The 21,873-nt window shown below is 57.1% G+C and carries 25 protein-coding genes and 1 tRNA gene; 12 read left to right on the forward strand and 14 right to left on the reverse strand.

Annotated elements, in window-relative coordinates:
• Positions 1 to 134: 134 nt before the first annotated feature.
• Both lnt and NZ705_08900 read left to right on the forward strand, forming a co-directional pair.
• Entirely contained in the window at positions 135 to 1,625 is a 1,491-nt protein-coding gene (gene lnt, locus NZ705_08895) for an apolipoprotein N-acyltransferase (protein ID MCS7293068.1), read from the forward strand.
• A 5-nt stretch (positions 1,626 to 1,630) separates the two neighbouring features.
• A complete protein-coding gene (locus NZ705_08900; GenBank protein ID MCS7293069.1) occupies positions 1,631 to 2,770 on the forward strand; it encodes an aminotransferase class V-fold PLP-dependent enzyme in 1,140 nt (379 codons plus the stop codon).
• Here the strand turns inward: NZ705_08900 and NZ705_08905 are convergent.
• From NZ705_08905 to NZ705_08945, 9 genes are read right to left on the reverse strand one after another with little or no spacing between them, the layout of a single operon-like run.
• Positions 2,759 to 2,881, reverse strand: a complete 123-nt coding sequence (locus tag NZ705_08905) for a photosystem II reaction center protein J (protein ID MCS7293070.1) — start codon at positions 2,879 to 2,881, stop codon at positions 2,759 to 2,761. The genes NZ705_08900 and NZ705_08905 overlap by 12 nt on opposite strands.
• Positions 2,882 to 2,916: 35 nt before the next feature.
• A complete protein-coding gene (locus tag NZ705_08910; protein ID MCS7293071.1) occupies positions 2,917 to 3,033 on the reverse strand; it encodes a photosystem II reaction center protein L in 117 nt (38 codons plus the stop codon).
• A 12-nt stretch (positions 3,034 to 3,045) separates the two neighbouring features.
• Positions 3,046 to 3,180: a cytochrome b559 subunit beta gene (psbF, locus tag NZ705_08915; GenBank protein ID MCS7293072.1), complete on the reverse strand. Its 135-nt coding sequence runs from the start codon at positions 3,178 to 3,180 to the stop codon at positions 3,046 to 3,048.
• Positions 3,177 to 3,440: a cytochrome b559 subunit alpha gene (psbE, locus tag NZ705_08920; GenBank protein ID MCS7293073.1), complete on the reverse strand. Its 264-nt coding sequence runs from the start codon at positions 3,438 to 3,440 to the stop codon at positions 3,177 to 3,179. Before psbE ends, psbF begins: the two co-directional genes overlap by 4 nt.
• A 47-nt stretch (positions 3,441 to 3,487) precedes the next feature.
• Positions 3,488 to 4,489 carry a DNA polymerase III subunit delta gene (gene holA / locus NZ705_08925; protein ID MCS7293074.1) on the reverse strand — a complete coding sequence of 334 codons (1,002 nt, stop codon included), beginning with the start codon at positions 4,487 to 4,489 and terminating at the stop codon, positions 3,488 to 3,490.
• Positions 4,490 to 4,491: 2 nt separating this feature from the next.
• The gene (locus NZ705_08930) at positions 4,492 to 6,072 is read right to left on the reverse strand and encodes an NAD(P)/FAD-dependent oxidoreductase (GenBank protein ID MCS7293075.1); all 1,581 of its coding nucleotides are present in this window, start codon (positions 6,070 to 6,072) and stop codon (positions 4,492 to 4,494) included.
• Between the two features lie 22 nt (positions 6,073 to 6,094).
• Positions 6,095 to 6,994, reverse strand: a complete 900-nt coding sequence (trpC, locus tag NZ705_08935; protein MCS7293076.1) for an indole-3-glycerol phosphate synthase TrpC — start codon at positions 6,992 to 6,994, stop codon at positions 6,095 to 6,097.
• Positions 6,991 to 8,433 (reverse strand): dihydrolipoyl dehydrogenase, encoded by a 1,443-nt coding sequence (gene lpdA / locus NZ705_08940; GenBank protein ID MCS7293077.1) that lies wholly within the window; start codon positions 8,431 to 8,433, stop codon positions 6,991 to 6,993. Before lpdA ends, trpC begins: the two co-directional genes overlap by 4 nt.
• A gap of 13 nt (positions 8,434 to 8,446) precedes the next feature.
• On the reverse strand, positions 8,447 to 8,977 hold the full coding sequence (locus NZ705_08945) for an aspartyl/asparaginyl beta-hydroxylase domain-containing protein (protein MCS7293078.1): 531 nt from the start codon (positions 8,975 to 8,977) through the stop codon (positions 8,447 to 8,449).
• 270 nt (positions 8,978 to 9,247) lie between these two features.
• On the opposite strand from NZ705_08945, the gene NZ705_08950 reads away from it, so the two are divergent.
• From NZ705_08950 to leuB, 4 genes are all read left to right on the forward strand, one after another.
• The gene (locus NZ705_08950; protein ID MCS7293079.1) at positions 9,248 to 9,373 is read left to right on the forward strand and encodes a hypothetical protein; all 126 of its coding nucleotides are present in this window, start codon (positions 9,248 to 9,250) and stop codon (positions 9,371 to 9,373) included.
• A complete protein-coding gene (locus NZ705_08955; protein MCS7293080.1) occupies positions 9,370 to 10,020 on the forward strand; it encodes a hypothetical protein in 651 nt (216 codons plus the stop codon). Before NZ705_08950 ends, NZ705_08955 begins: the two co-directional genes overlap by 4 nt.
• 187 nt (positions 10,021 to 10,207) lie before the next feature.
• Positions 10,208 to 11,920, forward strand: coding sequence for a fumarate reductase/succinate dehydrogenase flavoprotein subunit (locus NZ705_08960; GenBank protein ID MCS7293081.1), 1,713 nt, complete (start codon positions 10,208 to 10,210; stop codon positions 11,918 to 11,920).
• A 41-nt stretch (positions 11,921 to 11,961) separates the two neighbouring features.
• On the forward strand, positions 11,962 to 13,050 hold the full coding sequence (gene leuB / locus NZ705_08965) for a 3-isopropylmalate dehydrogenase (protein ID MCS7293082.1): 1,089 nt from the start codon (positions 11,962 to 11,964) through the stop codon (positions 13,048 to 13,050).
• 229 nt (positions 13,051 to 13,279) lie between these two features.
• On the opposite strand, the gene NZ705_08970 is transcribed toward leuB, so the two are convergent.
• Both NZ705_08970 and NZ705_08975 read right to left on the reverse strand, forming a co-directional pair.
• A complete protein-coding gene (locus NZ705_08970) occupies positions 13,280 to 13,966 on the reverse strand; it encodes a hypothetical protein (GenBank protein ID MCS7293083.1) in 687 nt (228 codons plus the stop codon).
• Positions 13,967 to 14,027: 61 nt separating this feature from the next.
• Positions 14,028 to 14,100: transfer RNA gene (locus NZ705_08975), tRNA-Phe, on the reverse strand.
• 77 nt (positions 14,101 to 14,177) lie between these two features.
• On the opposite strand from NZ705_08975, the gene NZ705_08980 reads away from it, so the two are divergent.
• Positions 14,178 to 15,419 (forward strand): 4-hydroxy-3-methylbut-2-enyl diphosphate reductase, encoded by a 1,242-nt coding sequence (locus NZ705_08980; protein ID MCS7293084.1) that lies wholly within the window; start codon positions 14,178 to 14,180, stop codon positions 15,417 to 15,419.
• On the opposite strand, the gene purE is transcribed toward NZ705_08980, so the two are convergent.
• Positions 15,373 to 15,876 carry a 5-(carboxyamino)imidazole ribonucleotide mutase gene (gene purE / locus NZ705_08985; GenBank protein ID MCS7293085.1) on the reverse strand — a complete coding sequence of 168 codons (504 nt, stop codon included), beginning with the start codon at positions 15,874 to 15,876 and terminating at the stop codon, positions 15,373 to 15,375. The two genes, NZ705_08980 and purE, sit on opposite strands and share 47 nt — an antisense overlap.
• Positions 15,877 to 15,919: 43 nt before the next feature.
• On the opposite strand from purE, the gene NZ705_08990 reads away from it, so the two are divergent.
• A complete protein-coding gene (locus tag NZ705_08990; GenBank protein ID MCS7293086.1) occupies positions 15,920 to 16,327 on the forward strand; it encodes a DUF4359 domain-containing protein in 408 nt (135 codons plus the stop codon).
• A gap of 39 nt (positions 16,328 to 16,366) precedes the next feature.
• Entirely contained in the window at positions 16,367 to 16,870 is a 504-nt protein-coding gene (locus NZ705_08995; GenBank protein MCS7293087.1) for a TIGR02652 family protein, read from the forward strand.
• Here the strand turns inward: NZ705_08995 and thrC are convergent.
• Together thrC and NZ705_09005 are read right to left on the reverse strand one after the other, a co-directional pair.
• Positions 16,867 to 17,928: a threonine synthase gene (gene thrC, locus NZ705_09000; GenBank protein MCS7293088.1), complete on the reverse strand. Its 1,062-nt coding sequence runs from the start codon at positions 17,926 to 17,928 to the stop codon at positions 16,867 to 16,869. The genes NZ705_08995 and thrC overlap by 4 nt on opposite strands.
• 3 nt (positions 17,929 to 17,931) lie before the next feature.
• Positions 17,932 to 19,356 (reverse strand): TldD/PmbA family protein, encoded by a 1,425-nt coding sequence (locus tag NZ705_09005; protein ID MCS7293089.1) that lies wholly within the window; start codon positions 19,354 to 19,356, stop codon positions 17,932 to 17,934.
• Positions 19,357 to 19,428: 72 nt separating this feature from the next.
• On the opposite strand from NZ705_09005, the gene ndk reads away from it, so the two are divergent.
• The 3 genes from ndk to NZ705_09020 all read left to right on the forward strand — a co-directional run.
• Entirely contained in the window at positions 19,429 to 19,881 is a 453-nt protein-coding gene (gene ndk / locus NZ705_09010) for a nucleoside-diphosphate kinase (GenBank protein MCS7293090.1), read from the forward strand.
• Between the two features lie 27 nt (positions 19,882 to 19,908).
• Entirely contained in the window at positions 19,909 to 20,664 is a 756-nt protein-coding gene (gene tatC, locus NZ705_09015; protein MCS7293091.1) for a twin-arginine translocase subunit TatC, read from the forward strand.
• 40 nt (positions 20,665 to 20,704) lie between these two features.
• On the forward strand, positions 20,705 to 21,873 hold a 1,169-nt coding region (locus NZ705_09020; GenBank protein MCS7293092.1), incomplete at its 3' end, for a pyridoxal phosphate-dependent aminotransferase.

Here is a 21,873-nt window from a genome sequence, read left to right on the forward strand (position 1 = left end):
CTGTCCAAATCAAGCTGCGGCAAACCTTACCCCTGGGAGCGAATAGTTCAGCCAGCCTGACACCTTTACAATAAACAGGTTCGGCGGGGATGTCAACCCGCAGGCGGCTGTGCTTGAATAGGAAGCCGTTGGCCATGGCAAAACAGCGGTTATCTCCCCTGCTTGTGGGGCTATCGGGACTGGCGCTGGGTGGAAGTCTGGGGGAAAGCTGGGCTTGGCCCTTGGCTTGGGTGGGACTGGTGCCCCTGTGGTGGGTGACGGAACGACGAGACGCCTGGAAATGGGGGATGCTCTGGGGTGCGGCTTACCACGGCGCGGCCTTGTCCTGGCTGGTGCACCTGCATCCCCTGACGTGGCTGGGCATTCCCTGGAGCCTGAGTTTGGTCATTGCCCTGGCCATCTGGCTGTTTGTGACGCTATGGGGCGCTGTGGGCGTTGGTCTCTGGGCGGGACTCACTAGCCGGGTGATACAACCCTGGGTGCGTTTATGGGTTGGCCTTGCCCTGTGGTGTGGGGGAGAAACGCTAGCCACTCGCACCTGCCTGTGGTGGAGTACGCTGGCGCTCACCCAAAGTCCTGGCAATCCCACGTTTTTGCACTTGGGACAACTGTCTGGGCCGGTCACGCCGGTGGCCTGGCTGTTGCTGGTCAATGGGGTGCTGGCGTTGGCGATTCGCTATCCACTGCCAATCGTTTTACCCTTGGCGCTGGGGTTGTTTGGCCTGGGACACAGCCTGGGGTGGTTCTTGCAGGTGACGGCCCCGCCGGAAGGGTTTTTGGCGTCGCTCACCGTGGGCATTGTTCAACCCAACATCCCCAACCCCGTGCGGTTTACGTCCCAGGGGCAGGCGCAGATGCTGGAACGGTTACAGGCCGGTTATACCACCTTGGCGCAACGGGGAGCGGATATGGTGCTCACGCCGGAAGGGGCGCTAGGAGGGGAGTTTTCCCCCAATCATGCCTTGGTAGGGTTGGTGCAACGCTGGCGCATTCCCCTGGTGCTAGGAGCCTATGGGCGACGCCAGGGACGCTTGACCAACAGCTTGTTTGTTTTAGACGGGCACGGGCAGGTTGTCGGGCGCTACGACAAAGTAAAGATAGTGCCGCTGGGGGAATTTATCCCGGGGGAACGCTGGCTAGGGCCGTGGGTGCGGCGGATTTCCGCATTACCAGAATCCCAAACCCCTGGCCCCCTGTCCCAATCCGTCCAGACCAGGATGAGTCCCGTGATAGCCGGCATTTGTTACGACTCAGCGTTTGCGCCGGTGTTTCGGGAACAAGCGCGCCGGGGGGGCGAATGGATTCTCACAGCGGCCAACAACGACCCCTATCCCCCCCGCATGATGCGCCAACACCAGGCTCAGGATGTCTTGCGCGCGATTGAGACCGACCGTTGGCTAGCACGGGCCACCAATACCGGCATTTCTGGCGTCATTAGCCCCCGTGGTCGCATCGTTTGGCAAGCGCCGCCCCGTACAAACGTGGTACATTTGGCGCGTATTTACCGCCGTACCCACTTGACGCCCTACGTCCGTTACGGGGATTGGTTAACGCCTCTGTTACTGGGAATCAGCGGTTTAAGCTGGTGCATGGACGGACGGTTGGCGCAGCCTAGAAACGGTTAGCGAAGATGGATATTCACACCCAACGGCAGCATTTTCCGGCGTTGGCCAACAAAATCTACCTCAACTTTGGGGGGCAAGGGCCATTGCCAACGCCGGCGCTCACCGCTATGATGGCAGCCTATGAGCAGGGGCAAATCAAGGGGCCGTTTAGCCGGCAGGCATTGACCTGGGTAGAGGAACAAGAGCATCTGACCCGCCAGGCGTTTGCCCAGTGTTTGCAGGTGGCTGTTGCCGACATCACGTTAACCAGTTCCACCACCCAGGGCTGTGCGATTGTGCTGTGGGGATGGCCGTGGCGTGGGGGTGAGCATCTCCTGCTGAGCGACGGGGAACATCCCGGCGTGGTGGCGACCGTTGCCCAATTAGCCCAGCGCTTTGGTTTGACCTGGAGCACCTGTCCTCTGAGCGACCCAACCGCCGACCCCATCACCGTTCTGGAACAACACGTCCAACCCCACACGCGGATGCTGGTGCTCAGTCACGTGCTCTGGCATACAGGACAAGTCCTTCCCTTAACTGACATTGCCGCCTTCTGTCAGCAACGGGACATTCGCTTGCTCGTGGATGGGGCGCAATCGCTGGGGGTTTTGCCGTTGGATTTAACGGGCGTGGATTTCTATGCCGCTACCGGGCACAAATGGCTGTGCGGCCCAGCAGGTTTGGGTGTTCTGTACATTCACCCGCAGTATCGGGATGTCATTCAACCCACCCATTGCGGCTGGCGGGGTTTACAGGGATTTCGGCAGCAGCGCCCGTGCTGGTCTGACGATGGTCAACGCCACGAGATTGCTACGACCGCTTGGGAACTGGGGGCTGGGTTACGGGCTAGTCTGGCGCTGCACGATGCCTGGGGAACTCCCGTTCAACGGTACGAGCGCCTGGTGCAACTGGCTCAAGACCTCTGGCAGCAATTGGGTGACCTCCCCTACCTCACCCGCCTGTTGCCGGAACCGCCCCGTTGCGGCCTTGTGAGTTTCCGTCACGCTTCGGTTCCACCAGAAACACTCGCCCAGCAATTGGAACAGCGAAACATCCTCGTGCGGTCGGTGGCTGCGGGTAATTGTGTACGGGCGTCTATCCACTATCTCACCGACCAGGACGAACTCACTCAGTTAGTGCGGGCGCTCAAGGAACTACAGGGATGAGCCGATGCCCACGTAAGACCCCCAGAAAAACAGCCCCACCAGCGCAATCACGCCAATTCCGACTACTGTGCCCACTAACCACAGGGGAATGCGGCCCGAAGACATGTTCATTTTTGCTCACCTCCCAACAACAGCCTTGGTTGCCATTAGTTGAAGAAATAGCTAGAGAACAGAATCGCCAGCACAAAAATCAACAACAACCCCAGAAACAGGGATGTCCGATTTAACTCCACGGGCTGGGTATTGGGATTTTTACCCGTCATGGTCAAACCTCCCTAACGACGAATAAATTGCATCGCGGCGATGGCACCCAAGAAAAACACCGTGGGAATCGCCAAGGTGTGTACCGCCAACCACCGCACGGTGAAAACAGGGTAAGAGACTGGTTCGTTCGGACGATTGGTCGTCATTGCTTCGCTCCTAACTGTTGTTCAAAGGCTTCGATTTGTTGCCGTGCTTCATAGCGTTGAGTCACGACCGGCGGTTTTTCCTGCGCAGGTGCGAAATAGCTATCGGGGCGCGGCGTACCGAACACATCGTAGGCCAGGCCCGTACTGACAAACAACCAACCCGCGATAAACAGCGCCGGAATCGTAATGCTGTGGATGACCCAGTAACGGACACTGGTGATAATGTCCGCAAAGGGGCGTTCTCCCGTGCTACCAGCCATCGAACCAACCTCCTCTCAAGGATGCGTTTCCACGTGTCGAACTGCTTCTATTGTGCCGGTAAACGCCCCCGACTGTACAGGCGACATAGGGAAATAATCAGGCCAGGCACGAGAACCGCCGGCGATGCGCCCTGCTTGATCCCCATCTCCAGCCGCCACAGGAGTTCTAACGTTTGCGTCAACGTCGCTAGCGGCACACCCTGCACTTCTTTGACCAAGAAATACAAGCGTTTGGGGTTGCCCAAGTTGGTCATTGCGGCGACTTTTTCCGGTGTCACGTGCGGGTCTATTTGGGACAACTTCACCCACAACCACAAGCGGAATTGACTCACCAGCGTCGCCGTGATCCGCAGCGGGGGTTCCGCCATCGCCAGTAGGTCGTGCCATAGCTGGAGCGCCTTCTCCACGTGACCTTGCCGGATGGCTTGCGCCAGGGCCAGGCTGGTTTGAGTGGTGGGGGGCACCAGGGGTTGAATTTCCGCCGCTTGCAAGGGACGGGGGTCCTCCGGTCGCAACAGGGCAATTTTCTGCAACTCCTGCTCCAGGCGATAACGGTCGTTGCCCACTGCTGCGACTAGGTAATTCACTGCGGCTTCGCTCAGCGCGACCGGAATTTCTGCGGCCATTTCCCGCACCATCTGGGCCAATTCCTCGGTTTTCCAAGGGGGAATCGGGTTGAATTCTCTGACCACGCCATATCTTTGAAACAACTGGCCCAGGGGCGATTTAGTAGGTAACGGGTTGGCGTTGGTAAAGAGCACATGGGAGCTATCGGGTAAATGGGGAATTGTGTCTAGCAAAAGTTCTAGTAATTCGTCAGGGCATTGACTCCCCAGCGGCGCATCTGTAATCCAGGTCAACCGGCCACCGGTGCCAAAGGGCAAGGTGCGACTTTCCGCCAGCGCATTTTCTATCGCTTCTAGAGAATCACCCGCGACTTTTTGATAGTTAAAACTCAGCCAGTTCGGGTCAACTACCTGCTGGACCAAACGCTGGACTGCTCGCTGAATTTGATGCGTATCGTCCCCCCAGTAGTAATAGACCGGCATGGTTATGTCTCTCGATAATCCAACCCGCTACCGTAGCGATATTGTTCTCGTCGCCGCGCTTGCCAATAGTTTTCTGCTTTATGGGTAGGAGCGTGCTGGGCCAAGAAGGTATAGAGCGCCAGCATCCCGTAATGCCCCGTCCAATCCACCAGTGAACCAAGGCCTAAACGTTGCATCACACGCAGGATTAAACCCGGATTTTGGCGCATCATTCCCAGCAGGATGTGACTCAAACTTGAAAACTGGATGACATCTTGCAAAAAGGGTTTCATCACCGCATCGCCGGCTGCAGCCATCACCTCAAACGCCGTTCCCAAAACTTCATTCACTTCATTGGGGGCCATATCGGCAGCGAGCGGCACCCGCATCACCTGTTGAAACAGCCATGTCACCGACAGATTGGGTTGATAGGGTTGCAATAAACGCAAACTATCGCGGTCTAGCGCGTCCCACTGCAAGGCCTCCGCAATGCCCTGGACCAAGCGGCGCAGATGACGCAAAAATGTCCCAAATCCCCCAAAACTTAAGGGTGACTGCATCCCACTGCTATCGCCGACCGGCAAGATACGGGGCCAATGACTCCCCAAGGGACTGCGGCGATAACTCGGGAAAAACCCAAACACAAACCGTTGCCAGGTTAACTGCTCTAAATCCACCCCCTGATAGGCCGGCAACTGCTCAAAATAAGTGGCAAATAAATCGGTTAAGGCCGGGCGCTGGGGATGGCAATCCACATAGGTAAACAGATACGTCGTGCGACCATCCTGGGCCGGAAACGCCTCCCAAAAATACTGGCAATGGTTAATGATAGGCGTAGTTGTGGCCATTAAGTCACCATATTCCCTGGCCGGAAAACCTTGAGCGCATCCCCCAACCACGAGACAAATGCCATCCGGTTTTTCGCCCCGTCGTGCCAGTTGGGTCAAGGGGGAAAAATGCCCCATCATGTCAATCAACAACCGGCCAGTGTAGTGGGATTGGGCCGTGATCACTTTAACTCCGTCTGGGGCAATTTCAATCGCTTGAATAGCTTGATGTTCACCAATGTAGCCCCCGTTATCTGCAAACTTTTGTTTGCATATCTCCAGCAGTAGATCCGGCCGCACCCCCAGATTCAGCACATCCCGTGTCCACCACTCCCCCACCTGATGCAACGCGATGCGCACCGGGTTATATTCCGTGACAATGACCTGGGTCAATTCGGCTGGGGTGAGCAGTTCCAAGTCCACTAAAACCTGCAATTCCACCCGCGAGATATTCCACTCTTGGCGTCGTCCTTGCACCGGTCCCCGTTCCAGCAGCGCCACCCGATACCCCCGTCGCCGCAAACCCCACGCCAGCAACAACCCCAGCGTGCCACCGGCCACTACCACGTCCCAATCCACCGGCCCGACAGCATTGGCCGTCTCCGTGACCTGAATCGCTGGACGTCCGACTTGCCAAGTGCCTTTGCCAGCGCCGCCCACGGGTATTGCTTGCATTGCCTGTCCCTGGCGCAGGGCCGCCCATGCCCGTTCCGCCCGTTGCAACTGTTGCCAAAGGTCGTCGGAAACCTGGCGCAATCGTGCTTCAACCTGCTGCACGGCTGTAGGGAAAAAACCGGCTCTATTCTAACGACTCGTCAACCCCCGTGAGCAAATGCCGCACCGCCTGTTCCACATCCGGTTGTTTCATCAAAGATTCCCCCACCAAAATGGCGTGAGCGCCGGCGTGTTTGACCCGTAAAACATCCGCTGGCGTATGGATACCCGATTCACTCACAATAACTATCTCGCGCTCTTGCAGGGCAGTTAATTTTTGTGCCAATAGCGTTTCGGTCACCTGCAAATCCGTGTGAAAGTCCTGCAAATTGCGATTGTTGATACCTACCAAACGCACCCCTGGAATTTGCAGCACCCGCTCCAATTCCCCCAGCGTATGCACCTCCACCAGCGCCGTCATCCCCAACCCCTGAACGATTCGCAAAAAATACCGCAAATCCTGGTCCGATAGGATGGCCGCAATCAGTAAAACAGCATCCGCCCCATGACACCGGGCCAGGTAGATTTGGTAGGGATAAAGGATAAATTCCTTGCACAACAACGGCAGCGAAACCACCTGGCGAATTTGCCGCAAATACTCCCAACTACCCTGGAAAAATTCCTGGTCGGTTAGCACTGATAAACAACGAGCACCAGCGCGGGCGTAGGCTTGGGCAATGGCGACTGGGTCAAAATCAGCGCGAATCACCCCTTTGCTGGGCGATGCCTTTTTCACTTCGGCAATTAGCGCGGGATGGGGGGGAGATTGCAACGCGGCTAAAAAATCACGGGGTGGGGGCGCGGTCAAGACTTGCTTTTGCAACTCCGGTAGGGGCGTCTGTTCCCGCAGCCGTTCCACCTCGGCCTCCTTGGCCCAGACAATCGCTTCCAGGATGTTTTGGGCACGGGCGTCTGGGTCGTTCAAGTGATACCCCAAGCGAGCCAACTGTTGCGAAAACGGCGCATTGCGACGAACCGGCGTCATGGTTGATGGCGTGATTTCATGACATCTAAACTTGCCCGCTTAAACGCTTCGTCCAACACCTCGGTGAGCGTGGGATGGGTATGCACAATGTCTGCGAGTTGATGCACAGGCGTTTGGGTGGCAATGGCCGCTGCCGCTTCCTGGATCAAATCCGCCGCGTGTGGCCCAATCACATGCACCCCCAACAGTTCCCCCGTATCGGGCCGGTAAATCACTTTCGCTAACCCCTCCGCTTCCCCCTCGGCAATCGCTTTGGAATTGGCCTTGAAATAACTGCGCACCGCCTTGACCGGGAATTGTTCTCTTTCCCCTAATTCCTGCGCCTGCGGTTCCGTCAAGCCCACGAAACTGATTTCGGGATGGGTAAAGGCCGCCGCGGGAATCGCCCGGTAGTTCACCGTTTTACTGGCCCCGACCATGTTTTCCACCGCCACCCGTCCTTGGGCTGCCGCCGCGTGGGCCAGCATCATCGTCCCAATCGCATCCCCAATCGCCCACAAGGTGGGAATTGGCTCCCCATTTTTCAATACATTAAAGTGTTCATTCACCGGAATAAAACCGCGTTTGTGGCGCTCGATGCCCAGGTTTTCTAGGCCTAGATTGTCTGTAGCCGGCAAGCGTCCTGTCGCCACTAGCGCTGCATCCACTTCCAGGACTTCTTTGAGTTCTTTGGTCTGGGCGTCGGCCAGTTCCACCACCACTGGGCGTCCCGGCGTGATTTTTTGGGCCAGCATCCCCACACGGGTGTCCACATCGCGCTCCTCCAGTAGCACCCGTTGCGCCAGGCGGGCAATATCCGGGTCAAAGGTGGGCATCAGGCGGTCGAGCGCTTCAATCATCGTCACTTCGCACCCCAGCGCCGTGTAAATGTCGGCAAATTCCAGCCCGATGTAACCGCTGCCGATGATGGCAATCCACGGGGGCAACCACCGCAGTTGCAGCGCGTCATCACTGGTGAAGACCGTTTCGTGGTCAATCTCAATCCCCGGCGGCACCCAGGGGTAGGAACCGGTAGCCAGCAACACATGCCGAGCGGTCACCACCGTCTCTTGCCCCCCTTGGGTCACGCTTACCTTTTGCGGTTCCAGCACCTTTCCCCAGCCGTGCAGTATGGTGACGCCCAGCCGTTCTAGCGAGCGTGTCAAATCCCCCCGAATTTTCGTTACGATTTGCTGAGCGTGCTGTGCCATCCCTTCCCGGTCGACCTGCACCTGGGATACGGAAATCCCCAGCGCTTTTAGGGTCTGGGCATCCTGCAATTGCCGTAACCGTCCCGCCGCCGCCAGCAACGCCTTGGATGGAATACAGCCGCGGTTGACGCAGGTGCCCCCCATCTCGGCAACTTCTACAATGGCCGTCTTTAGGCCCAGTTCCACCGCCCGCAGAGCCGCCCCATGACCGCCGACACCGGCGCCGATAATTACCAGGTCAAAGTCCATAACCTCTATTTTCTCACCGTTGCCACCATTGCCACCAGCGTTTCTGGTTTTTTGGTGCTTGGGGCTGGGGATAGAAATCCAACAGCAAAACCAAACGCCGCTCCTGGCCGCGATGCCAGACCTCGTGTTCCACCGTGTCATCGAAAACCAGGCACTTGCCCTCCTCCCAGGTTCTGATTTCATCGCCAACCCGGATGGCGCAACCAGCGCAACCGGCCAATGCCAGGTGACAGCGCAGAACACCGTCGTTATAGCCGGTATGGGGAGCAATGTGTGTCCCCGGTTGCAGCGCCGAAAAACCCGCCGTCACTAGACCGGGAATATCCCGCACTAGGCGAGTGGTTTGGGGACAAAGGCGCGTATTACCAGCAATTTCGACGCCAAAGGCAAACAGGCCAAAAACTTCCCAACCCTTGTCGTAGAGATGCTTTTCCGGCCAGGCCAAAAATCGCTTATTTTCGAGCGCTAGCGCCTCGTCCCGGATCACCCGCCAGTTGGCTTCCAAAACCGCCGTAAAAGGAAAATCCTGCGGTCGCTTGAACACCTCCTACCCTCGCAGCGCTCGCCCAACCAGGATGGTGATAGTTCTCCCCAGCGCCCGACCAATGCCACCGATACCCCCCATCTGGCCGAGCAATTGTACGAAAAACACAACTCAATGCCAGGCCTTGACGACTTCTGTGCCAATACCTCTGCCGAAGCCGCGCATCTTTGGTGTCCTAATTGGCCCAAGGGGTCATTAATGCCCTGAACTGTGAACGCCAGGCAAGCAGGTCAGGCTAGAATGCTGTAGGAGCCAATATCCAACCGCGTCATGCAGCCCCAACGCCGGCGACCCTCCAACTTCCCCTATATCCGCTGGTTGGCCGTCCTTGGTCTGGCGTTTGTACTAACGGTTGTCGCCACCGGGCGGGCCATTCTCGCAGGAGCTGGGCGATGATGGTTCATTCAAGTGTGAGTGTGCCGTTCAACCGCCTGCTGCAGAAAGGGTTGATTGCCGTCTCAGGACTGGTTGGGGTAGGGTTTTTGCTATTTCACCTGGGGGGCAATTGGCTGCTGCTGGATGCGCCGGGGAAATATAACCAGCTAGCGGCGGCATTAACCAGCTGGCGGTGGTTGTTTCATAGCGTGGAAATTCTGTTGTTGCTGCTTTTATTGATCCATATTGGCTTGAGCATCCTAATTCGCCTGTATCAACGCCCCCTAGCACTGCGCTACCAACACCGCCCCCAGCACCGGCGCTGGCTAGTTTCCTCGACTTCCCGCTGGATGTTGTTCACCGGGCCACTGATTTTGTTATTTCTCATCGTGCATCTCCAGAATTTTCGTTTTCAGGGAGCAGAACGGAATTTGGAACATCTGGTGTACCAGTTGTTTCACTCACCGTTCTGGGTCGGTTTTTATGAATTGGCCTTGATCCCCTTGGGGTTGCACTTGGCACATGGGGTGGGGAGCGGCTTGCAATCCCTGGGTTTGGGTCATCCCAACCTAACTCCTTGGTTACCCCGGTTGAGCGTCCTGGTTGCGCTCCTGCTGGTTGCGGGGTATGCTCCCATTCCTATCGCTATTTATCTGCAATCGCGATGATGTTTCCCCACAGCATTCCCATTCCGAGTGGCCCTTTGCCCCACAAGTGGGATGAATTCAAAAACCACTGTCGCCTAGTGAGTCCGGCCAATCGCCGCAAATACACGATTTTGGTGGTGGGCACCGGACTGGCGGGGGCTTCGGCGGCAGCTACGTTGGGCGAATTGGGGTACAACGTGGTGGTGTTTTGTTTACAAGACACGCCCCGACGCGCCCACAGCATCGCCGCTCAGGGGGGATTAACGCTGCTAAAAACTACCAAAATGACGGGGACAGTGTCTGGCGCCTGTTCTACGACACGATCAAGGGGGGCGATTTTCGCGCGCGGGAAGCCAACGTTTATCGCCTGGCCCAGGTGAGCACCCAGATCATTGACCACTGCGTGGCTCAAGGGGTGCCATTTGCGCGGGAGTACGGCGGGTTGCTAGCGAACCGGTCGTTTGGGGGCACTCAGGTGTCTCGCACGTTCTATGCGCGGGGGCAAACAGGTCAGCAGTTGCTCTTGGGGGCTTACGGAGCGTTGCTGCGCCAGGTTCATCGGGGCACGGTGACGCTCTTGCCGCGCCGGGAAATGATGGATTTGGTGCTCATCGGCGGCCAAGCGCGGGGCCTCATCGTGCGCAATCTGGTGACGGGGGAACTGGAGCGCTACGCGGGCCATGCGGTGGTGCTAGCTACCGGCGGCTATGGGAACATCTACTACCTGTCCACCAACGCCAAGAGTGCCAACGCGTCGGCGGTCTGGCGCTGTCACAAGCGGGGAGCGTACCTGGCCAATCCCAGTTTCGTGCAAATTCACCCCACCTGTATTCCAGCGACGGGGGAAGGCCAATCCAAGCTCACGCTGATGAGTGAAAGCCTGCGCAACGACGGGCGCATCTGGGTGCCGAAAATTCCTGGCGACCCTCGCCCGCCCCACGCGATTCCCCCCGAAGAACGGGATTACTTTTTGGAGCGGCTCTACCCCCGCTACGGCAACCTGGTGCCACGGGATATTGGGTCGCGGGCCATCAAGCGTATCTGCGATGCAGGCTACGGCATTGGACGTTCGGTGTACTTAGATTTTCAGGACAAGTTGGCGCACAATCGCGCAGAAATTGAGCGCAAGTACGGCAATGTCTTTACCATGTACCAACGCATCACGGGCGAGAATCCCTACGAAACGCCCATGCGCATCTATCCAGCGGTGCATTATGTGATGGGGGGTCTGTGGGTGGACTATGGCTTGATGAGTACGATTCCAGGGTTGTTTGTGCTGGGAGAAGCCAATTTTTCGGACCACGGCGCCAACCGGTTGGGGGCCAGCGCGTTGATGCAAGGGTTGGCCGATGGGTATTTCATCTTGCCCTATACGCTGGGGCATTTCTTGGCTGGTTTCAAGCCCGACCCCCTGACCACCGACACTCCCGAATTTGTCCAGGCGCACCAGCAAGTGCGAGAGCGGCTGGAAGCGCTGCTGGCTATCCAGGGCAACACGACTGCCATGACGTTGCACCGGGAATTGGGGCTGCTGCTGTGGGACCAGGTGGGGATGAGTCGTTCAGCCCAAGGGTTAAAGACGGCGCTGGAGAAAATCCGGGACCTGCGCAAGCGTTTCTGGGAGGAGGTGCGGGTGCCAGGGACGCTCACGGGCTGGAACCAAGCGCTGGAGTACGCAGGACGTGTGGCCGATTACTTAGAACTGGCGGAAGTGATGGTGTGGGATGCCCTGTTGCGGGAAGAATCCTGCGGGGCGCATTTTCGGGAGGAGTACCAGACGCCTGACGGCGAGCCACTGCGGGACGATGAACGCTTTTGCCATGTGGCGTTGTGGGAGTGGCGCGATGGCGAAACACCCGTGCGTCATGTGGAACCCTTGCAGTTTGAAGCCGTTCGGCCCAGCGTGCGAGATTATCGCTAGTTTTCTGATACAATCCCTGTGCCGACGTTGCGGGAGGGGGCATGACCCGTCGTAGCTATCAAATCGCTGTGTTGCCAGGGGATGGCATTGGGCCAGAAATCATGGCTGTGACCTTGACGGTTTTGGAGAAATTGGGGCAAAAGTTTGGCATTGATTTTGTGTTTCAAGAGGCTTTAATTGGTGGTGCAGCGATTGACCAGATGGGCCAGCCCTTGCCTCCCGAAACCCTGGAATTATGCCGCTCCAGCGATGGGGTTTTACTGGGTGCCGTGGGGGGACCCCAATGGGACGAATTGCCCAGCCATTTGCGCCCAGAACAGGCGTTGTTGGGGCTGCGCTCGGGATTGGGGTTATTTGCTAATTTACGTCCGGCCAAGGTGTTTCCGGAACTGGTGAATGCTTCCCCTTTGAAGCCAGAAATTGTCAGCGGCGTGGATATTCTGGTGGTGCGGGAATTGACGGGGGGTGTTTATTTCGGACAACCTAAGGGCATTTTTACCACCGAAACCGGCGAGCAGCGAGGTGTGAATACGATGGCCTACCGGGCGAGTGAAATTGACCGGATTGGGCGGGTAGCCTTTGCCGCAGCGCAAAAACGCCGGAAACAACTTTGCTCTGTAGATAAAGCCAACGTTTTAGAAGTCTCCCAACTGTGGCGGCAACGAATGAATTTACTTGCCCAAGCCTATCCAGACGTGACTCTCACCCATTTATATGTGGACAACGCAGCGATGCAGTTGATTCGCTGGCCTAAGCAGTTTGACGTCATTGTGACCGAAAACTTGTTTGGCGATATTTTGTCTGACGAAGCAGCAATGTTGACTGGCAGCATCGGGATGTTGCCGTCAGCCAGTTTGGGTGAAAGCGGGCCAGGCGTCTTTGAACCTGTGCACGGGAGCGCCCCAGACATTGCCGGTAAAGACATTGCCAATCCCCTGGCACAAATTCTGAGCGCTGCGATGCTCCTGCGTTACGGATTAAACGAGCCGGAGGCCGCCGATGCCCTGGAAACTGCCGTGTCCTGCGTTCTGCAGCAGGGGTATCGCACCAGCGACATCTATACGGAAGGCACCCAGCGCGTCGGGTGTCGAGCCATGGGCGAGCAGGTTGCCGCCGCACTTTCCGTATAACCTGCCAAGATTTTACAAAGGTTTAACCCCTTCTTAGCCTGAAAAGGGCTGGGGCAGCTAAACTGGAGGTACTCCGCGCCTGAGGTTGGCCTATGTCTCCAGACACGACGGAACCGCCGGTTTTATTGGAGCCAGAAGCCCTGAAGGCTGCCCGCAGCGTTTATCGAGACTACCAAGCTCGCCGCAGCTATAGACCCCTGGTGGGCGTGGCCGTTAACTGCGATACCTATCACACGACGCTGATTTTTTCTCGGAAACCGGTGCTCTTACCGTGTGAGTTTTTTGTGCCAGGACAGTTGTTGGGTGGAGAGGCAAGGTGAATTTCCTCACACTCCCGAAGGATGTAATTCAATCCCCCAAGTACGGTGGCCATGTCGCTAAGCGCGTATAAAGAAGTTTCATAAACGGTGTTGTGGGTAGTGAGTCTGTAATACTTCCATCCTTCGCCGTTGGTTACCACCCCAAAAATATCAAAATCTTTGTTTGCCTGCCAGTTTTGCCATTGGCACACATGCATTTCTGTAAGACACTGGGCTAAACCCTGCAAGAAGTCATCCCGCTTCGCTTCCACGACACAAACCATGGGGGTATCCAGATAGGCCTTATCTTCGGCAACGAGGTAGTCTACGACCCCTTGAAATTCGTTGCTTTCTAGGTTGACCCCCTTCCATATCTTGAGCTTGGGAAATTCGGCAATGACTTCCAGCAAGATGGCATCAATGATTAATTTCCTGCTCTCTTCTGAGCTTTGGAGGTCAAAACGCTGCAATCGCTCGAAGTGCTGCTGCAAGAACTGGCTGGGGGACTTCGGAACGATGGGCAATTCCCAGGGTTGCAGGTGGGTAATGCCAAGACGCCGAAAGACCTCAGTGTAGGTGACGGTGGAAAAACTTTTTTTCTTGGATTTCAGCGTCATGGTGTACGGGTAACTGCAATAGCGCTTCCCCTAGTGTAGGAAACCCGCAAACACCACTTAGTGCCAGGAGCCAGACTTGAACTGGCGACACGGGGATTTTCAGTCCCCTGCTCTACCAACTGAGCTATCCCGGCAGGCGATAAACCATTATAACCTACCCCAAAGGGGGTCAACTCCATTATCATGCAGAGTGTAGTCATTCCCTAAACCCATGGACCCCCGCACCCTCCGGCAAACGTTGCGTGATTCCGACCGTTACTTCCGCATGGGCTTCGGGCGAGAAGCGGAGGTTGAACCAGTTTTGCAAAAGGAGTACCAAAGCGCCCTGATCCAGCGCATCCGCAGCCAGGGCAACACCCTGACCCAAGGAGACGTGACCATTCGCTTGGCGAGCGCCTTTGGGTTTTGCTGGGGGGTGGAACGAGCGATTGCCATGGCCTACGAAACCCGCCGCCAGTTTCCGGACGCCCGCATTTGGATCACTAACGAAATCATCCATAACCCGTCAGTGAACGAAAACCTGCGCCAGATGCAGATAGAATTTGTGCCGGTCGGCAAAGACGGCAAAAAAGATTTCAGCCCGGTAGAGCGGGGTTCTGTTGTGATTCTGCCGGCGTTTGGGGCCAGTGTTCAGGAAATGGAACTGCTTTATCAAAAAGAATGCATTATCGTAGATACGACGTGCCCCTGGGTGTCCAAGGTCTGGAATCGCGTGGGCAAGCACCGCAAGGGGGGCTACACCTCGATTATTCATGGCAAGTATCAGCACGAGGAAACGATTGCCACCAGTTCCCATGCGGAGCGATATTTGGTTGTGTTAAACCTGGAGGAGGCCCGCTATGTGGCCAATTACATCCTGCACGGGGGCAATAAAGAAGAATTCCTAGAAAAATTCCGCAATGCCTGCTCCCCTGGCTTTGACCCGGACAAGCACCTAGAGCGCATCGGCATTGCCAACCAAACCACCATGCTCAAGGGGGAAACGGAGGCGATTGGCAAATTATTTGAACACACGATGTTGCAAAAGTATGGGCCAGTGAATTTGCATGAGCATTTCCTAAGTTTTAATACAATTTGTGATGCCACTCAGGAACGGCAAGATGCCATGTTTGAGCTGGTGAAACAGCCGTTGGATTTGATAGTGGTTATCGGCGGGTTTAATTCGTCGAATACAACCCATTTGCAAGAAATTGCCATTGAGCATGGGATTCCTTCCTACCACATTGACAGCGCCGACCGGATTGGGCCAGGCAACCGCGTGCAGCACAAACCTCTCGGTCCGGATTTGCATCGCCTAGAGGTGACCGAACCCTGGTTGCCCGAGGGACCCATTACCGTGGGCATTACCTCGGGAGCGTCCACGCCTGATAAGGTGGTGGCGGATGTGATTGAAAAAATCTTTGCCCTCAAGGGGGTAAGCGCCAACCCTGTTGCTGAAGCTGTTCCTGCTTAGCAAGGACCTGCTGGCTCAAAGCTTGCCGATAGTCCTGGACCCGGCGTAGGAGTGCAGGGTCGTGACTGGCGAGGATTTGCACAGCAAGCAACCCAGCGTTGGTGCCATTGCCAATGGCGACGGTGGCGACAGGAATCCCCTTGGGCATTTGCACGATAGAGTACAGAGCATCCAACCCCTGCAGATGCGCGGTGGGAATCGGCACGCCAATCACCGGTAAGGGGGTCAAGGCCGCGACCATGCCAGGTAAATGGGCGGCTCCGCCAGCGCCAGCAATAATCACCCGCAAGCCCCGCTCATGGGCCGATTCGGCGTAAGTGACCATGCGGTGGGGGGTGCGATGGGCCGAGACAATCGCCAGTTCGTAGGGCACGTCAAAGTCAGCGCATACCTGGGCGGCCTGCTGCATCACCGGCAAATCCGAATCGCTGCCCATAATGATCCCAACCTGTGGCACTTGGTTCCTCAACGCAGCGTCTTCATCATACTGGATTGGTAGCATGGGTCTGACGGGCGTGCAGGGAAATCCAGCGGTGGTCAAGGTCGGTTGGGGCGTATTAGCAACTGTGGGACTTGCCGCAGTGGGGTTGGCGGTCACCAATCCGTCGGAGCAACAGTTTCTGGAATACGCCTACAACACGCTGCGACAAGAACTGTGCCCCCGTTTGCCGGAAATGCTCAAGGAAGCCAGGCAGGAAGACAAACTGCTGCAATTTTTCACGCCTTACTTGCAGCAATCCTGTAGCGAGCTGCTGTTAGCTCTCAAGGAGCCGACCAAGGAATTTCTCCGCCGCAATACGAAAGTACAAAATTACCTGGTGTTTAGCATCTATACGACGGATTTGTTTGGCACTCGTTATCGCACCCTGGGCGTTGCTCGCCAGTTGATCACCATCCCACCGCAGTAGCCCGCTACAATGGCAGTAAAGGCGAGAGAATGAGTACCGGTGGTGGCACCCAGTTGGCAATATCCCATCTTTGGCCCGGAGATTCCCTGCCCCCATTGCCGGCAGATGATTCCGGCGTTGACGTTGACGGATACCTATTTGTGTCCGCGTCACGGGGCGTTTGAAGCCAACCCAGAGACGGGGGAACTGGTGCATTTGCAATCGGGACGACGCTGGCGCCAGTGGCAACAACAGTGGTACCGGCAACACACCCACCCGGACGGCATTCGCTTTGAAATTCACGAAGCCCTGGACCAGCTCTACAGCCAGGGGTACCGGGCGACGAAAGTGACGATTGCCCAGCGCTATCAGGAGTTAATGACGGGATACCTAGAAAAAACCACTCGCCCAGGGGAAGATGGCTGTCACTATCGCCTGTACGGGTTGCCAGTGGTCTTTAGTCCTCACCCCAGCGAAGACCCCTGCTGGGAAGTGATTAACTTTGTCCTAGACAAGGAACCAGGGACGCCGGTGCGGTATCCCTACCTGCGGTTGTTTGATTAATGCTCCAACCCCATCGCCTGCGCTAGGGCTGTACGTTCCGGGGGAATGCCTTGGGTGAGATGGTGTGCATCGCTGTGCAGGGCGTTATCCGGGTCCTTTAACCCATTGCCAGTAAGGACACAGACGATAGTGGCGCCTTCAGGAATCTGGTCTTGCAGGTGAAACAAACCCGCAACCGATGCTGCGCTTGCTGGTTCACAGAAAATGCCCTCTTCCCGCGCCAGCAGATGATACGCCTGCAAAATTTCCTGGTCGCTGACGGCGTAAAATCCCCCTTGACTGGCGTCCCGCACGGCTAGAGCGCTTTGCCAATTCACCGGGTTACCAATGCGAATGGCGGTGGCGATGGTTTCCGGGTGTTCAATCGGGGTTCCCCGCACCAGGGGAGCTGCGCCCGCCGCCTGAAACCCAAACATCCGGGGTAGGGTTTGACATTTCCCGTGCTGTAGGTACTGGCAAAACCCCATCCAGTAGGCGGTGATATTGCCCGCGTTGCCCACCGGGATACATAACCAATCCGGCGCCCGCCCCAGTTGGTCCACCACCTCAAACGCCGCCGTTTTTTGGCCCTCTAAACGATAGGGATTGAGTGAATTCACCAGGGTAATCGGGTAGTGCTCGGCCAATTCCCGCACCAGCGCTAGGGCCTGGTCAAAGTTGCCTTGAATCGCCAGCACCTGCGCCCCGTACATCAACGCCTGGGCCAGTTTCCCCAGGGCCACATATCCATCGGGAATCAGTACAAACGCTTTCATTCCGGCGCGGCGGGCATAGGCGGCAGCAGATGCGGATGTATTGCCCGTGCTGGCGCAAATCACCGCTTGGGAGCCCTGTTCTTTCGCCTTGCTGATGGCCACCGTCATGCCCCGGTCTTTGAAACTACCGGTGGGATTCAGGCCGTCAAATTTCACCCACACCTGCACGTCTTTTTTACCTAAGTAACTGCTGATGCGGGGGACTGGAATCAAGGGTGTGTTGCCCTCATACAACGTGACCACCGGCGTGCGTTCGGTGACGGGCAAATACTCGCGGTAACCATGAATCAAGCCTTGCCACATGGGTCAACCGCCCCCAAAAACGTCCACGTTGGCAAACACAGCCACTGGCGACCCATGTCCCACCCGAATGGCCTGGTTGGGTTCTCCCTTACCGCAGTAGGGTGAGCCGTACATTTCCCAGGTTTCCGGGCCACCCACCCGCACCAGATTGCGCCAGAACTCCAGCGTCACTCCCCGGTAGTTGGGATTTTTCAGCGTTTTGGTGAACCGGCCATTTTCAATCAAGCGGGCATACTCGCACCCAAACTGGAACTTGCGCCGGTAGTCGTCAATGGACCAGGAGCGATTGGATTCCATGTAAATGCCGTGTTCAATTTCACTAATCACCGCCTGCAAATCACCGCTACCAGGTTCCAGGTTTAGGTTTGCCATCCGGTCAATGGGGGGGCGATTCCAGGAACAGGACCGCCCGCAGGCGACGCCAGCAATACCGGAGCGCATCTGGCTCTCGCGGCTTCCCAACCCCCGCAGCAGTTTGCCTTCTTTAATCAAATACAGCCGTTGCGCCGGTTCGCCGGTATCGTCAAAGGCATAGGTTGCAAATTCCCCGGGCACAGTCGGGTCAAACGTGATATTCATCAGGGGGGAGCCGTACTGCAAACGCCCAAAGTCTTCTAACCGCACAAAACTCCAGCCGGCGTAATTGCGCTCATCCCCTAAAATCCGGTCTAGCTCCAGGGGATGCCCCACGCTCTCGTGAATCTGCAACAGCATTTGGTCGGGGGCCAACACCAGGTGCGTGCGCATGGTAGGGCAATTTTCCGCGTGCACCAACTCCACCGCCTGCGCCCCAATGCGTTCCACCCGCGCCCACAGGTCATCGGTCAGTAGCCACTCCAGACCCCCCTGGTAACACCGGGCTAGTGTCCCGTGGTCGGTGCGGGTTTGGGTTTCCGTTCCCACCTGGGCCGTTGCCGCAAAGTGATTGGCGACGTAATAAAACGTTTGGTGCACCTCAGCGCCGTTGCTAGTCACCCACCAGGTTTCTGTTTCGGTCAGAACCAGAGCGGCGCGGGTGCAAACAATGGCCTCGCTGACCTTGAGCGTATGACACACCTTGACCAGCAGTTCCGCCAATTCTTTGGGGTGTAAATCCCACCAGGGCTGGCGCAAGGGACTGGTGTAGCGACCGGTCACCGCCGGCGGTTCGGGAAACGCATGGGTGTGGGGAATGGCCGGATTTGCTGCGTATGTATAGGCCCGCTGGGCGGCGCGCTGTAAACCGCTGGGGGAAACGTCGCTGGTGGCGCTGTAAAAATGCCGGCCCTGGACGCTCACCTCCACCATCGCTCCCCAGGTGTCCTCGCGGCCCTGCTGTTCGGGATGGCCGTCGCGAACGTGGTAACGGGTCGCGGTTTGCCGCACCAACCGTAAACCCAGCCAGTCCGCCGGAACTGCAATCGCCTGGAGTAGTGTTTTCGGATTCATGGGCATCGCCTCACCTGTCTTAATCTAGCGCAGGCTTGGCTACAATTCAGAAGGACGTTGGGGAGATTGCCCATGGAACGGACGTTTATTGCCATTAAACCAGACGGGGTGCAGCGGGGGTTAGTTGGGGAAATCATCCGCCGGTTTGAAGCCAAGGGATTTACGCTGGTGGGGCTGAAAATGGTGCGGGTTTCGCGGGAGTTAGCCGAAAAACACTACGACGTTCACCGGGAGCGCCCCTTTTTTCCCTCGCTGGTGGACTTCATCACCTCTGGCCCGGTGGTGGCAATGGTGTGGGAAGGTGATGGTGTGGTCGCCGCAGCGCGGAAAATGATTGGGGCCACCAACCCCCTGAGCGCAGAACCGGGGACGATTCGGGGTGATTTTGGCATTAGCATTGAGCGCAATCTCATTCACGGCTCGGATGCCATTGAAACGGCCCAGCGGGAAATTGCCCTGTGGTTTACGCCGGAAGAACTCGTCGCCTGGCGACCGGCAGTCCAGCCCTGGTTGGTAGAATCGTAAAAACCCTGTTTTCTGTGCCTATAGCCGATGTCTGCTGAACCACCGACCCCGGTTTTGGACCCGCTGGATGAAACGCCGGATGACGTGGAAATGCCGCTGTTTGATCATCTAGAAGAATTGCGCCAGCGCATCTGGCGGGCCATCGCTGCATTTGCCGTTGCGACCGTCATTTGCTTTATCGGGGTCAAACCCATTGTCCGGTTTTTGGAAGCGCCGGCGGGGAACGTGAAATTTTTACAGATGGCGCCGGGGGAATTTTTCTTTGTCTCCCTGAAGGTGGCGGCCTACAGCGGTCTCATCCTCAGCAGCCCCATGATTTTGTACCAGATCATCGCCTTTGTGCTACCGGGGTTGACACGGCGGGAGCGACGATTACTAGGGCCAGTGGTGCTGGGGTCAAGCGTGCTGTTTGTGCTGGGGATGGCCTTTGCCTATGGGGTGTTGATTCCGGCAGCCTTGCGTTTTTTCCTGAACTACGGCGCGGACGCAGTAGAACCCCTATGGTCCATCGAGCGCTATTTTGAGTTTGTGTTGATTCTGTTACTGGGGACGGGACTGGCGTTTCAAATCCCGGTGGTGCAGTTTGTGTTGAGCGCCTTGGGGCTGGTCTCTCCCCGGCAAATGCTGGCGGGTTGGCGCTATGTGGTGCTGGTTGCGGTGGTGGTGGCCGCCATTTTGACTCCTTCGACGGACCCCTTGACCCAAATTCTACTGGCGGGGGCCATGGCCGGTTTGTATCTGAGCGGCATCGGGTTGGCCGTATGGTTTTTGCCGAAACGGTGATGCCTTATCATGAAACAATACGTGTTTGAGTGAAGGAACGATGCAACCGGCCCGTCGTCTGCAGCAGATTCCCCCGTATTTATTTGCTGAAATTGACCGCAAGCGAGATGCCTTGGTGGCGCAGGGGGTGGATGTCATCAACATGGGGATTGGCGACCCCGACCAGCCGACGCCCGCCCATGTGGTCCAGGCCATGCACCAGGCGATTGACGACCCCAGCACCCATAATTACCCCCCCTATCAAGGCACCAAGGAGTACCGGCAGGCAGCGGCGGCGTGGATGCAGCGGCGGTTTGGGGTGACGGTGGACCCGGACCGGGAAGTGGTGTCTTCTATCGGTTCCAAAGAAGCTATCCACAACACGTTTTTGGCGTTTGTGGACCCCGGCGACTACGTGCTCATCCCTGACCCGGCCTATCCCGTCTATCGCACGTCCACGTTGTTTGCTGGTGGCGAAAGCTATGTCATGCCCCTGAAACAAGAGCGGGGGTTTTTACCGGATTTCACAGCGATTCCCACGGACGTGGCGCGGCGGGCCAAGTTGCTCTGGCTGAACTATCCGAATAACCCAACGGGCGCCATTGCCGATTTGGACTTTTTTGCCGAAGCGGTGGCCTTTTGCCGAGAGTTTGACATCTTGTTGTGCCATGACCACGCCTACTCAGAAATGGCCTACGACGGCTACAAACCCCCCAGCGCGTTGCAGGTGCCAGGCGCCAAGGACGTGACGATTGAATTTCACAGCCTGTCCAAGTCCTACAACATGACTGGCTGGCGGGTGGGGTTTGTCTGCGGGTCAGCGGTGGGCGTCCAGGCGCTCGGTCAGGTAAAAACCAACGTGGACTCCGGCGTCTTCAAAGCCATTCAACGGGCGGCGATTGCAGCCTTTCAGACCACGGAAGCGCAATTGCAGGCGCTCATGCAGGTGTATCAACGGCGGCGGGACTTAGTGGTCTCGGGGTTGCAATCCTTGGGCTGGCCGATTACCGCTCCCAAAGCCACCTTGTACGTCTGGGCGCCAGTACCTCCTGGTTACACCTCCACCGAGTTCGCCACTTTATTGCTAGAAAAATGCGGGATTATTGTGCCGCCGGGGAATGGTTATGGAGCCGCTGGGGAAGGCTTTTTCCGCATTGCCCTGACGGTGCCAGAAGAGCGGGTGAAACTGGCCATTGAACGGATGCACCAGGCGGGGATTCGTTACCGCTA

It is taken from the genome of Gloeomargarita sp. SKYB120 (assembly GCA_025062155.1).
Taxonomy (GTDB): Bacteria; Cyanobacteriota; Cyanobacteriia; order Gloeomargaritales; family Gloeomargaritaceae; genus Gloeomargarita.

Bases quoted from the DNA above. Each gene is read 5' to 3' on its own strand.
- lnt (MCS7293068.1), top strand. From the start codon at position 135: ATGGCAAAACAGCGGTTATCTCCCCTGCTTGTGGGGCTATCGGGACTG.
- NZ705_08900 (MCS7293069.1), top strand. From the start codon at position 1,631: ATGGATATTCACACCCAACGGCAGCATTTTCCGGCGTTGGCCAACAAA.
- NZ705_08905 (MCS7293070.1), bottom strand. From the start codon at position 2,881: ATGAACATGTCTTCGGGCCGCATTCCCCTGTGGTTAGTGGGCACAGTA.
- NZ705_08910 (MCS7293071.1), bottom strand. From the start codon at position 3,033: ATGACGGGTAAAAATCCCAATACCCAGCCCGTGGAGTTAAATCGGACA.
- psbF (MCS7293072.1), bottom strand. From the start codon at position 3,180: ATGACGACCAATCGTCCGAACGAACCAGTCTCTTACCCTGTTTTCACC.
- psbE (MCS7293073.1), bottom strand. From the start codon at position 3,440: ATGGCTGGTAGCACGGGAGAACGCCCCTTTGCGGACATTATCACCAGT.
- holA (MCS7293074.1), bottom strand. From the start codon at position 4,489: ATGCCGGTCTATTACTACTGGGGGGACGATACGCATCAAATTCAGCGA.
- trpC (MCS7293076.1), bottom strand. From the start codon at position 6,994: ATGACGCCGGTTCGTCGCAATGCGCCGTTTTCGCAACAGTTGGCTCGC.
- lpdA (MCS7293077.1), bottom strand. From the start codon at position 8,433: ATGGACTTTGACCTGGTAATTATCGGCGCCGGTGTCGGCGGTCATGGG.
- NZ705_08950 (MCS7293079.1), top strand. From the start codon at position 9,248: ATGCAGCCCCAACGCCGGCGACCCTCCAACTTCCCCTATATCCGCTGG.
- NZ705_08955 (MCS7293080.1), top strand. From the start codon at position 9,370: ATGATGGTTCATTCAAGTGTGAGTGTGCCGTTCAACCGCCTGCTGCAG.
- leuB (MCS7293082.1), top strand. From the start codon at position 11,962: ATGACCCGTCGTAGCTATCAAATCGCTGTGTTGCCAGGGGATGGCATT.
- NZ705_08970 (MCS7293083.1), bottom strand. From the start codon at position 13,966: ATGACGCTGAAATCCAAGAAAAAAAGTTTTTCCACCGTCACCTACACT.
- NZ705_08980 (MCS7293084.1), top strand. From the start codon at position 14,178: ATGGACCCCCGCACCCTCCGGCAAACGTTGCGTGATTCCGACCGTTAC.
- NZ705_08990 (MCS7293086.1), top strand. From the start codon at position 15,920: ATGGGTCTGACGGGCGTGCAGGGAAATCCAGCGGTGGTCAAGGTCGGT.
- thrC (MCS7293088.1), bottom strand. From the start codon at position 17,928: ATGTGGCAAGGCTTGATTCATGGTTACCGCGAGTATTTGCCCGTCACC.
- NZ705_09005 (MCS7293089.1), bottom strand. From the start codon at position 19,356: ATGAATCCGAAAACACTACTCCAGGCGATTGCAGTTCCGGCGGACTGG.
- ndk (MCS7293090.1), top strand. From the start codon at position 19,429: ATGGAACGGACGTTTATTGCCATTAAACCAGACGGGGTGCAGCGGGGG.
- tatC (MCS7293091.1), top strand. From the start codon at position 19,909: ATGTCTGCTGAACCACCGACCCCGGTTTTGGACCCGCTGGATGAAACG.